8 protein-coding genes and 1 CRISPR repeat array are annotated in these 11,694 nt (G+C 36.2%); of the genes, 5 read left to right on the top strand and 3 right to left on the bottom strand.

The window, feature by feature from the left end; genetic code table 11:
* Positions 1–39 precede the first annotated feature (39 nt).
* Positions 40–1,927: direct repeats of the CRISPR family, unit length 28 nt; unit sequence TCTTTAAGCCGCCTATGTGGCGGGTAAC.
* Between the two features lie 92 nt (positions 1,928–2,019).
* Complete coding sequence (gene cas1f / locus L1267_RS16985) at positions 2,020–2,916, top strand: type I-F CRISPR-associated endonuclease Cas1f (RefSeq protein WP_235383541.1); 897 nt, start codon at positions 2,020–2,022, stop codon at positions 2,914–2,916.
* A complete protein-coding gene (locus L1267_RS16980; protein ID WP_328248094.1) occupies positions 2,894–6,352 on the top strand; it encodes an HD domain-containing protein in 3,459 nt (1,152 codons plus the stop codon). The genes cas1f and L1267_RS16980 overlap by 23 nt, the downstream gene beginning before the upstream one ends.
* Positions 6,353–6,399: 47 nt before the next feature.
* Here L1267_RS16980 and L1267_RS16975 read toward each other — a convergent pair whose 3' ends face one another.
* From L1267_RS16975 to L1267_RS16965, 3 genes are all read right to left on the bottom strand, one after another.
* The gene (locus L1267_RS16975) at positions 6,400–7,422 is read right to left on the bottom strand and encodes a hypothetical protein (protein ID WP_235383539.1); all 1,023 of its coding nucleotides are present in this window, start codon (positions 7,420–7,422) and stop codon (positions 6,400–6,402) included.
* 179 nt (positions 7,423–7,601) lie between these two features.
* Positions 7,602–8,105, bottom strand: a complete 504-nt coding sequence (locus tag L1267_RS16970; RefSeq protein WP_235383538.1) for a hypothetical protein — start codon at positions 8,103–8,105, stop codon at positions 7,602–7,604.
* Positions 8,106–8,136: 31 nt separating this feature from the next.
* Positions 8,137–8,457, bottom strand: a complete 321-nt coding sequence (locus tag L1267_RS16965) for a hypothetical protein (RefSeq protein WP_235383537.1) — start codon at positions 8,455–8,457, stop codon at positions 8,137–8,139.
* 160 nt (positions 8,458–8,617) lie between these two features.
* Here L1267_RS16965 and L1267_RS16960 point away from each other — a divergent pair, with 160 nt between their 5' ends.
* The 3 genes from L1267_RS16960 to L1267_RS16950 all read left to right on the top strand — a co-directional run bounded on the left by L1267_RS16960 (position 8,618) and on the right by L1267_RS16950 (position 11,627).
* Positions 8,618–9,313 (top strand): hypothetical protein, encoded by a 696-nt coding sequence (locus L1267_RS16960; protein WP_235383536.1) that lies wholly within the window; start codon positions 8,618–8,620, stop codon positions 9,311–9,313.
* 421 nt (positions 9,314–9,734) lie between these two features.
* The gene (locus L1267_RS16955) at positions 9,735–10,832 is read left to right on the top strand and encodes a hypothetical protein (RefSeq protein WP_235383535.1); all 1,098 of its coding nucleotides are present in this window, start codon (positions 9,735–9,737) and stop codon (positions 10,830–10,832) included.
* A 177-nt stretch (positions 10,833–11,009) separates the two neighbouring features.
* Positions 11,010–11,627, top strand: coding sequence for a hypothetical protein (locus tag L1267_RS16950; RefSeq protein WP_235383534.1), 618 nt, complete (start codon positions 11,010–11,012; stop codon positions 11,625–11,627).
* Positions 11,628–11,694 lie beyond the last annotated feature (67 nt).

Here is an 11,694-nt window from a genome sequence, read left to right as displayed (position 1 = left end):
GGGTAACAGTCGGTAGAACTGGCCATCGGGATCTCGGTGTCTTTAAGCCGCCTATGTGGCGGGTAACTTTCTTTTTTAAATAAGGCAAGCACCAGAGCATCTTTAAGCCGCCTATGTGGCGGGTAACGTTAAGTATGGAACTTATTATACATTATCCAATCTTTAAGCCGCCTATGTGGCGGGTAACGGTGGCGCAGCAAAACAGGATCAACCGTTGGCTCTTTAAGCCGCCTATGTGGCGGGTAACGAGCAAAAAACAAGCCGCTAAAAAGTTTTTATTCTTTAAGCCGCCTATGTGGCGGGTAACGAACAATGCCCGTTCCTCATCGAGACCCCGATTCTTTAAGCCGCCTATGTGGCGGGTAACTTTTCATCAGTCCATTTTTGAGCACTGAAAACTCTTTAAGCCGCCTATGTGGCGGGTAACTCGAACAAAAGACAACTACCCCGCGTTCGCGATCTTTAAGCCGCCTATGTGGCGGGTAACGATGCAATTGAGGCGTTCTTAAAAAAATTGAGTCTTTAAGCCGCCTATGTGGCGGGTAACATGGATCGATAGTGATAGTTTCTTCATCTTCATCTTTAAGCCGCCTATGTGGCGGGTAACATCAAAAAGTATCGAAAAGATGCTGTTGTTGCTCTTTAAGCCGCCTATGTGGCGGGTAACACTTGCGTCTAAAAATCACTTAAAGTTCAATATCTTTAAGCCGCCTATGTGGCGGGTAACCGATCTTGAAAAATAGGGGGTTAATTTTAAAGTCTTTAAGCCGCCTATGTGGCGGGTAACAATTAACAGAAAATGAAACATAACAATAACAATCTTTAAGCCGCCTATGTGGCGGGTAACGTTGGGAGCCGGAGCTTCAGCATCATACCAATTCTTTAAGCCGCCTATGTGGCGGGTAACAGTATTTGAAAAACAACAAGAAGAACTGCTCATCTTTAAGCCGCCTATGTGGCGGGTAACACACCACACATGCACTTAGTGATTGTCCCTTTTCTTTAAGCCGCCTATGTGGCGGGTAACTTTCAAATTTCGCACTGGAGAAGAATTGTTATTCTTTAAGCCGCCTATGTGGCGGGTAACTTGAGTTTGTGCATCGAACCTCACAAATCATATCTTTAAGCCGCCTATGTGGCGGGTAACATTTTAAGCAAAAAAGGTCTTATGACAGGAGGTCTTTAAGCCGCCTATGTGGCGGGTAACAAGAGGTTTCCCCCCTTGACCCCTTTAAATTCTCTTTAAGCCGCCTATGTGGCGGGTAACTGTCAGATGTCTTATTTTAAGCAGATTGTGGGTCTTTAAGCCGCCTATGTGGCGGGTAACACCCTGAAGGGGGCAAAAATATTAGACTAAAATCTTTAAGCCGCCTATGTGGCGGGTAACACGCTAAGTATTCGTTGCCAAAGTCGAACACATCTTTAAGCCGCCTATGTGGCGGGTAACTTTCATTAACCCAGTTTTGAGAGTTAAAAATATCTTTAAGCCGCCTATGTGGCGGGTAACGTTGCTTTGGACGAATAATTTCATTTTTTATGTCTTTAAGCCGCCTATGTGGCGGGTAACTGAAGGTACTGTTCCCTGCTATTGCCAAGAAATCTTTAAGCCGCCTATGTGGCGGGTAACGTAAAAATCACCACCTTGATTTTCATAAAAAGTCTTTAAGCCGCCTATGTGGCGGGTAACAAATGTAAATTTGATTATCAGAACCAGTATATTCTTTAAGCCGCCTATGTGGCGGGTAACCAAACTGACTATGCGGCAGCGTTAGAGCTACTTCTTTAAGCCGCCTATGTGGCGGGTAACCCTTAAAAGCAGTCTTAAACAAGGTTTTTTAATCTTTAAGCCGCCTATGTGGCGGGTAACATCAGAAAGTGTGAAGCTAGAAAACAAGAGTTTCTTTAAGCCGCCTATGTGGCGGGTAACTAGTAAAAATTGACATAAAAACACTAAGTATCATATGCTTAGTGTTAATTTGCACAAAAAACCATCTTTTTAAAAAGCAAGGTAATAATATAATGTCTATCTTAATTTCGCAGAAAAACTCTGTTACTTATGTTGAATATTGCAGAATAGTTTCAAAGGATGCAAGGGTTTCATACATTAAATCAAAGAACGGTGTTTCAAAGTCGTTTTCTATACCTCACTTAAACTTGTCGCTATTGCTACTAGGTCCCGGAACGTCGATAACAGCTTCAGCAGCTAAAATGCTTTCTTCAGAGGGGGTAAATGTTGGGTTTACTTCAGGTGGCGGTGTGCCTTTATTTCTAGCTTCAAATTCAGAGTACCGGCCGACAGAATTTCTCCAAAATTGGATAGGGTGGTGGCATGAACCAAAAGAAAGACTCAAAAGAGGTGTGCTTCTTCAGGAATATAGAATAGAGAATGTTCTAAACATCTTACCAAAAATAGCTAAAGTGGATAGCGCTATTCTACAAAGTCTAGCAGAAAAATATCGAGCTGGTTTGTTAAGGGTAGTGTCGGTAGAAGAGTTACTTGGGTACGAGGCTAATTTTACCAAAGGGTTATACAAATTACTTGCGAGTTCTTACAGTATTGAAAAATTTAAAAGAGAAACAAGAACAGGAGACGATGTAAATCAGCTCTTAGACCATGGCAATTATTTAGCATATGGAGCTGCTAGTGTTGCATTATGGGGGCTAGGAGTACCGCCATCATTAGCGGTTATTCATGGTAAGACAAGAAGAGGCGCTTTAGTTTTTGATATTGCTGATGTATACAAGGATGCAATTATATTACCTTCAGCATTTGTGTCTGCGAGCGAAGGTGACAATGATCAAACCTTTAGAAAAGATGTTATAAATTATTTTGATAAGTTTGGGGTATTAAGTAAGATGTTTAATGTTGTAAAGAATATATCTAAGGTCGATTGTGGTAGTAACGATAGTAAGTGAATGTACAAAGAAGTCAGCAATAAGATCACGTAGAATTTTAAGTGGATATTTAACTCAAGTATCAAGGCGAACATGGACTGGCCATTTATCAAAAAATGGGATGGATGCTCTAACGACAGATTTAAAAAAAGTCGCAACTAGATCAAACTCTATAGCATGCTTTCTGCACAAAGGGCTTAGGCCTTCTACATTACTTTGGATAATAGGTAATAGTAATAGCTTTGATGAAGATGGAACTTATTCTTACTCTACTTTTCACGAAAAACGACTAGTTATTGATAGCAATTTAACTGATGAATATAAGTTATTAAAATTAATAACTATGTTAGCTGGCTTATGTCACGATTTAGGCAAGGCTACAATTGGTTTTCAAAACAAATTAAAAGCATCTTTGTCAAAGAAAGTTGCAGAAAGAGATATTATTAGACATGAAATATCAAGTGCGCTTATCCTAAATAGTGTTTTAAGAAGAAAAAGTTTAGTAAATCTTACAAATAAAGATAGCATAAAATTATACTTTGAGCAATATGCACAAGCGGATTTGAATTTGGTTTCAGAAGACCTACAAAACTACTTAATAGCATCAAAAGAGAAGTCATCTGTTATTACGGAAAGCAATTGTTCTATGCTGTTAGAACGTGCAATCTCAATGGAAGGTATGAGTGAAAACCCATTGGATACAAGTTTACTGTGGCTAGTACTAACGCATCATAAACTATTAGACGGTGAAATAAAGCAAGTAGCTAACACAAAGAAACGACAAAGAAGTCGCGTAAAGTCAGCAGATAATGGCCAATCATCTTCAATACTAAAGATGATCATATCAAAGAAATTTCTAAATCAGAACTTTTCTAATGATGTTCAAGATTTCTTAACTTTAACTCATACCGGGCCTTGGAAATCTCAAAAATGGCTAAGTACATTTTCGTCACTGGTCACTGAAGTGAACGAAATATTAAATAGAAAGCCGAACATATTAAAAGATCTCAAGCTTGAGAAATCGAATTCATGGATAACACACCTAGTTTATAAAGCGCGGCCTTCACTGATTTACTCTGACTATCTAAGTAGTATTAACAAAGAAACATGCGAGCAGCAAGAGCCTGACCTAATTACATATGCAAACACAAAAGAGGATGGGGGTTATGTTTGGGCAGATAGCTTGGAAAAGCATCTTTTAGATGTACAAGAAAAATCAGGTCAAATATTCCATAAATACTTCACGGAATTTGGTGAGCAGCAATTATCATACTTAGAACAAAGTGAGCTCCCAGCTCAGATGTCACCAAGAAATGTGAAAAATGCGGCTACTCCTTTCTGTTGGCAAGATATCGCTGCAAGTCATTTGCGTAGCTCTGTAAATGAAAATGAACCATCATTTGGAATAATTTTGTCAAAAACCGGAGCAGGTAAAACCAAAGGAGCACCGTTAATTCTTTCATCTGCCGGTAATAAAGTTCGTATAGCTGTATTGTTAGGTCGAAGATCACTTGTAACTCAAACATACAAAAGTTATATATCTGAACTTATTGGCTTCAAAAATGAAGACGTATCAATGCTTATTGGTGCAAGGACAGTTGATAGTCAAATTCAAAAAAGGCCGCATGAAAATCAAGAAAATAAGTCTTTTGATATGGGTTCAGATGCTTTTTTAGATGAAAAAGAATATGAGTTTGTATCGTCAGGTAGTAATCTAAATTTAGAAAATGAAGTAGAAGATATTTTTAATAAATCAAATGAGCAACAGATGCTTAATTCACCGATAAGTGTCATGACAATTGATTACATGATTAGCGCGGTGTCGCAAACAAAAGGGGTAGATACTAAGTTACTGTATATTTTAAAAAGCACTGATCTTATACTCGATGAAATTGATGACTATGACGCTAAAGATCTTATCTCGATAGGTAAGTTACTTTATTTGTCTGGATACTATGGCCGTAAAGTAATTATTGCGTCAGCAACGTCGAGCAGTGTAATTCTGAGTTCATTAATGGAAAGTTACTACTTAGGCATAGGTGATGGTGACTCAGAACGTAAGGAACTTAGTATATACTTTGTGGCGGATAACGAACCCTATATTGAGTTCAACCGATATGAATCGTTAACTAAGGCTAAAGAAAACTTATCAGAATTTACAAATAAATTCGCCGAAACCTTAAAGAGTCAGCCAATCCAGCACAAAATAAAATTTATAGATGTTGAAAGCGAAATAGATAAGGATATTGACTTTAAAAAGGTTGATTCAGCTTTGATGTTGATGCACCAACAGCATCATCAAGTAACGAGTGGTGGAATAAAGGTATCTGTTGGGTTTGTAAGGTTTAACCACGTTAAGAATGCTCAGCATTATGCACTCCACTTGTCAGAACAAGAATTCGATAACACTTACTTCAAAATCGTATGTTACCACTCACAAATGTTAAATGCCGACCGCTACGTTACTGAAACATTGTTAGATGAGTTACTTAATAGAAATACAAACGATGTTGTTGAACACCCAATTATTACTGAACTTGTTGAGCAGGCGATGCTTGAAGGTAGAACGAATGTGAAAGTTATAGTGTCCACGACTAGCATTCAAGAGACCGGTCGTGATCATGATTATGACTGGGCTTTAACGGAACCACTAAGCGACAAGAGCGTTGTTCAGTTAGCAGGAAGGGTATGGCGCCATAGAAGAGATAAGCGTTCAGTACATCCAGCGATAGGGATCTTTTCAAATACAATTAAAGGTTATCAAGGCAAGGAAAGGCCATGGGGCTATCCGGGTATAGAGTCTGACAGTGTAAAGGGAGATAAGAAGGTGGCGGCTTATCCAGTATCAGTAGAAGTCTCTGATTCGATAAAATCTGCAATGAGTGAATTAAAAATAGGTGCAAGTAACATATTACCAAATATAGGTTCAGAAACAGTTTTGAGTCATAGCCATGTAAGTAACGGTATCTCACCGAGCACATGCCTTCTTAACCCTGACAATCTGAGTGAAGGTTATATTTATAGCTTAGAGCTTATTAGACAGAATCGATTATTATCAGTGAATCATAGACAGAATGAGCTATTTACACTTAACGGGTTTCTAACTCGAAATGATAGTAAATTAACTAGTACACATTGGAGTAAAACGCGCTTTAGAACAAATGAGTTAAGAACTATAAATATTTATCAAGATAAGGCGATAGAGCTACGAATATCAGAATCTCGATGGAAATCAAAAGAAGGTATACCAGTAAACATCAAGCACAGACACCCTGAATTATTAAAAATGGACAAGTTTCTGTTTAACTACTCTGTAGAAGATAAAGTCACTGAACTAGCAATCGAATTTGGTAAAGTTAACTCGCCGTTATTCTTTGAAGTGCAATTCTCTGCTCAAGTAAAGGAAAGTCAGGTTAATGAACTGAATTACTCGAACTACATTGGGTTTTGGTCTTAAAGTGATATAAGAGCTATGTAATGATTGTGAAGTCATTACATAGCCGGTTAAGACTTAAGGATCGAAAGTAACGTGTCACGTTGATAAGTGTTTGTTACTAAAGGTAACGCACTCATTGGATTCAAATCATTTAGATACATGATAAGAATAAGAGAATTTTTATCTAACGGAACAGTCGATTTGAAAACATCTAGTTTGGTTTCAATAATAAAAATGATTTCAAGAAGCTGTCTATAACTAGTTGCATCACCGAATCTAATGTAATCAGATAAAGAATTAGCAATTTCTTCAAACTGCCCATTCTGAACCTTATTTCTATCATAAATTGTATGGCCACCATGTTTGAGGTAAGCGTTCATAAGCAAAGTTACATACACGTATGATGAATTAGATTTACTATGCCCTTCAGGTAATTTAACAACAACCTCTAACAGATCTTCTAGATACTTAAATAAATCAATAAAAAGCGATTGCTTAAAGTCGCCTGTATACATTGGTGTAGAAAGTGTATACATAAAGATTTTATCAAAATATGCACTGTCAATTTGGTAGTGAAAAGCTAAATCAATAACAGAATGTACTACCGTGTTGTAAGATTTTGGCTTAACCAAATCAAGTCCAAGAGAAAGCCATAATTCGAACGAATAAAGGAGTTCCTTTCTGCCATAATCGAACTTTGCCCCCTTATTACAAAAGAGAGGGCGAATGTTATCAACTAATTCAGTAGTCCTCTCTGACGGTAGTGATTTAGTCATTAAATAAGGCGCTAACATTAAAAATGGCGAGTAAACAGTGTCGTTTTCTTGACCTTTTACTTTAAAATCAACCTTTAAAATAAAAGGGTTCTGTTTGATAAATTCATTCGCAGCCGACAGTTCACCAAAATCGATGAGTAAGCAAAGCGCTTGAAAAACGCCTTGTTTGTTTAGGAATAAAGCCTCATTTGAGAAAGACACAGGAAGGCTTCCCTCGGATACACTTAGTTCTCTGAAGAAGTCTTCTACGATCTCAAAACCAGCGATCTTCTGATCATCTGGCGCTCGAAAAATTGATAAATTTTCGTATTGCATCCACATGCCCTCTTGTTAAAAAGAGTGCAATTAGGCTTATGTTTTGTATGTGCTTTGAGAAGTGCTACTCATAATGAGTATTCGGACGCACTTAGGGAAATCCCTGCTCTCTTATTTATCTTTATATAGACTAATTCGAAAAAAGCAAGGTTTTCCTCATAATAATGCTTAAAAATCTGTTATTTGGGACAAATATTAGAAATAAGTATGATTATTTCACAAAGTATCGAGATAAGGTTATCTGTAACAGGTAGATTGTATTCACCATGTGGAGTGCCATGCAAATCAGAATGTAGCTGGTAATACAATTTAGATTTTAAATATGAGAACTCAGATTGGATTTCAGCTAATGAACTATTTGCGTAATCAAATTCAGGCTCTGAAGGTTTTTCATGCTTTGAGACAATCGCAAGGATATCAATTTCATTACGTTCAGTTGGAGGAAAGCCAAGTTTGAGAGTTTTGAATATGGCAACACATACATTTTGAATTTCTGACTTACTACTATCACCTAACAATAAAAAGTTTTTCTGGTTCAGAAAGAGAGTTTGCTGTAAAAAATCAAGCTGGGCAATAAAGTTATACAAACTGAGAGTTTTTTTCGTGCTTTCAAGGCGAACTTTCTTTTCATTGTAAATAACAACTTGCTGATAAAAAGAATCTAAATTTGAATGGGGAATCATATAAACAACCTTAATCTTGATACTTCAGATATTATCGCGCACAAATAGCTTGGACAATTCCCATTTCATGCGGAATTTGTTTCTGCACCTCATCGAGTCTATTAAATAGAGCGCGATACGAGCTAGGTTCAAAAATATTGGTTCCCCAGAACTTAGCGCGAAGTTCACCATCAGCAATAGTATTTGTTCTCTCATATTCAGTAAGAAGAGTAACATGACGCAATGCATGTGTATTTTTCAGAAGGTAGTGAGGAACGAGAACGATATCACCATTCTTTACTCTGCCAAGACGCGACTTTGCTAGTAACTCACTGCTTAGTATGTCACTAGCAGCTCTATTTTTAATTTTCATATATAAACCTCATAGTAGTTGTGGGCAATATATTATGCATAATTATTCCTGAGTCAAACTTTTTTTTGGAATAATTAACTACAAAAAAAGATATTATGAATTCTGTTGAATTTTACTTTTGTATAGTTATACTCGACTAAAAATTTCCTAAGGTGACTTTATGAATTTATTGAAAGATGCATTTCCACAACTAACGAAGACTAGCGTAGCACCGCTGTATGTAATTGTTTATTCGCTAGCGGCATTCCAGATAGGAATGCTATTCTTTTTTCTATCTGTGAACGTAAATGACGGTAACTATTTGTTTAGTGAAGTACCATTACCAGATCATATTAATGCAATTTTTCATGCAAAAGTATCATTTACTGAGTTTAGGTTTGTAGTGATGGCAATCACTTTTTTGTGCTTGAGTTTAATGTGTGCATTTATAAGCGAACGAATCCGAAGTTCTCTTATGGAACAAAAATTCAGATTTATGCAAGAGTTGGCATTATCTGGAATTACCAAAAAGCAGATTAAAGAATTAGTTACGTTGTATGATGAAAAGGTATTAACCTTCAAAGAGCGTTTGGATTTTGGGCGTAAGCGTTATAAAATTATTAAAGAACTTTCAGAACTTAATACACTGCTTGAGGCGCCAAAAACCGAGCAATGCGTTGCCAAGCAAATTGTACCAGATAGTGCTCATAAAGAACCTTTTGTTTCTGAAATGAGTGATAATAGTTATGAAGCTGAATTAGATACTACTGTTCAGACTAACATTGCTACCACTGTTGAAAACCTTACATCAAACGATACTATTATTAAACCAAACCAAGAAAGAGAAGATGGTAGTAATGCTAAACCTGATCAATAAAAGGTGTAAAGCTAAACGGTAAGTCATATCAAAGTAGGAATTGATAGAAATACTCTTACTTTGATATAGACAAAATATCTTTTTTAGGTATAATTAAAGGGTAGACGAACAGATTGTTATTAACTTTAACGCAACAATAGGCGGTTTGTTTACAAAAGCTAAAGAAAAGATTTGCACCATCACAAATAGTGGTGGTTAATTATAAAATTTGCATTTAATTAATATACAAATTAAATACGTAACATTATTGTCACTTAACAAGACTAAAGTATTATTTTTTATAAATATCAATACATTAAAGCGATAAAAATTTATCATCTTATTGACTGTGGTCAAAAAATAATTAATAATCGTGTGCGTATTTGGTATTAGTTTTACCTGACAATAACAACTAAGACATAAGATAAAGTGGGGCATAATAATGCAGCTAGCTTCATTAGAACTAAACACAAATGAAAAAGAACAACAGTCAATCTATGCTTTCAGCACAACGGTTTCTATTATTAGAAAGCTGATTAAAGATGTGGGTGGGCTTGTTAACGAAGCTGAGTTTAAGTTAGAACATCTGACGCCAGAAAAGCGTTTCACTTTAGATGAGCTTGAGTGTGAGTTTAATAAGTTCGCAAAGCAATACAATATTGAGAATTCGCTGCAAACGTTTCTAAGTATTGATATTGAAAACATAACATGTACGCTTACACGAAATGCCCATAAGTTGTTTACTCACTTATTCAATATTTTCTACAATCAGGAAATGCAAGATTCGCTATTTCCTTTTGATGATGATGTACTGTGTGTTGGAGCAGAAGGCTTTGATGAAGCAATCATTCATGTAGAAAACAGATACAAGCAAGATGATCTTGCCGGGGAATATGGTGATAGTAATAGACCATATGGTCCAAATATTGAATTCAAAAAAACCATAATTTCATTAATGAAAGATGGTAGGGCTGAATTCAAGATTGAAGGCGATCTATATGAGACAATGACATTGACTACATTTGATATGGTAGAAATGAAGGCTGATGACTTATATGGCCATGGCTCTGATCGCTATATTGAAACGATGAGTTTGCTCGAACAGTCAAACAACTTTACAAGTGCTAATACATTGTTTCCTGATGAGCCTATTAATGCTCTTCTATTTAAATCATCAACATCGCAAAGAACACCAATTTTTCACCCTAAGGCTGTTCATAGTAACTCGAAAAACACCGAGAAAGAGCTTTTAGTAGCGCTTGAATCACTCGCAAATGCTTTTCAAGAGGAAGCTATGAGTACAGTGAATAACCAGTGGAATTATACAAACAAGTCGCTTTCTCTACCTCTAACTGAAGATGATTTTAGTGATGATTTTAGAAAATTAAATGCATTACGTTCATCACAGCGTAAACGTGTTGGTATTGGCGCATTCATACTATCGGATAGTATTGATGCTTTTAAGAGCCCCAAATTTAATTTAGAACTAAAAGAGCGCTTAGCTTCTCAAAAAATACAGCCGCAATACATTCACTTATAATTTGCGTAGTTAGCTATCTAGTAGCTAATGTTAATATAATTGATTACATGTGTTAAATTTAAATTGACTAAACGAAAGTATTAGACTAAATTTAACACATAATCTAATGCGGACTACTAACTTTGTCCGAATTTTGTATACAAAAATGGATTAATCCCGAAAAAGAGGGAAATGTGTATGCTAGAAACAAACAACAATGAAAGTAATGTAGACCAAACTAAAGTTAACAGCTTTTTTTCTACAGGTAATTCAGATCAAATCACTGATTTAGAAATTGAACCGTCAGAGAAAACGTTTGATGAAATTATCGCTACGTTAAATTCAGATACTTGCAATCCAAGACTGTTAGATAATTTATCTTACACTCTAGAGCCAATTTGCTTTTCAAGAGAAACCAATAGTTGGAATGAGTTTCGAGTTTTAAATGAAGTTAAGCGTATGACTTCTCGATATGGCTATGAATCTCTAGAGGATTGGTCAAACCATCTTATCAGTAATTGCACAGTTTATATCCATAAAGACCAAGCTGTAGAGCAAATGCAAGAAACACTGCAAGATAACTTGGCAAATACTGTCATCACAAAGGCAAAAGAAATTCACCCTCTATTTGCAATGATAGTCTCTAATAATATCGATAAAGTAATGTCTCGTTCTGCATTTACACGAGCAATAAATTCTGACAATCCAACTCAAGAGCTTGAAAGTTTCTTGAAATCAGAGTCGAGAGTTCAACTGAGATTAAATAAATTTTTCTCGTATGAGCAATGGGAAAATGAGTTAAAAAAAACTGATTAAATGCCTGTATTTTGAGCATGTTTGTTTGACTTTCACAGAGCAAATGAAGATAATGACCTCAGTTAAT

It is taken from the genome of Pseudoalteromonas sp. OFAV1 (assembly GCF_021532595.1).
Lineage (GTDB): Bacteria > Pseudomonadota > Gammaproteobacteria > Enterobacterales > Alteromonadaceae > Pseudoalteromonas > Pseudoalteromonas lipolytica_C.
Note: the sequence above shows the minus strand (reverse complement) of the source record. Positions and strands in the feature narration are given on the sequence as shown.

What these genes read in the sequence shown, in the direction of transcription:
- L1267_RS16950 (WP_235383534.1), top strand. Translation starts at nt 11,010, where the DNA reads ATGCTAGAAACAAACAACAATGAAAGTAATGTAGACCAAACTAAAGTT.
- L1267_RS16960 (WP_235383536.1), top strand. Translation starts at nt 8,618, where the DNA reads ATGAATTTATTGAAAGATGCATTTCCACAACTAACGAAGACTAGCGTA.
- L1267_RS16955 (WP_235383535.1), top strand. Translation starts at nt 9,735, where the DNA reads ATGCAGCTAGCTTCATTAGAACTAAACACAAATGAAAAAGAACAACAG.
- L1267_RS16970 (WP_235383538.1), bottom strand. Translation starts at nt 8,105, where the DNA reads ATGATTCCCCATTCAAATTTAGATTCTTTTTATCAGCAAGTTGTTATT.
- cas1f (WP_235383541.1), top strand. Translation starts at nt 2,020, where the DNA reads ATGTCTATCTTAATTTCGCAGAAAAACTCTGTTACTTATGTTGAATAT.
- L1267_RS16965 (WP_235383537.1), bottom strand. Translation starts at nt 8,457, where the DNA reads ATGAAAATTAAAAATAGAGCTGCTAGTGACATACTAAGCAGTGAGTTA.
- L1267_RS16975 (WP_235383539.1), bottom strand. Translation starts at nt 7,422, where the DNA reads ATGCAATACGAAAATTTATCAATTTTTCGAGCGCCAGATGATCAGAAG.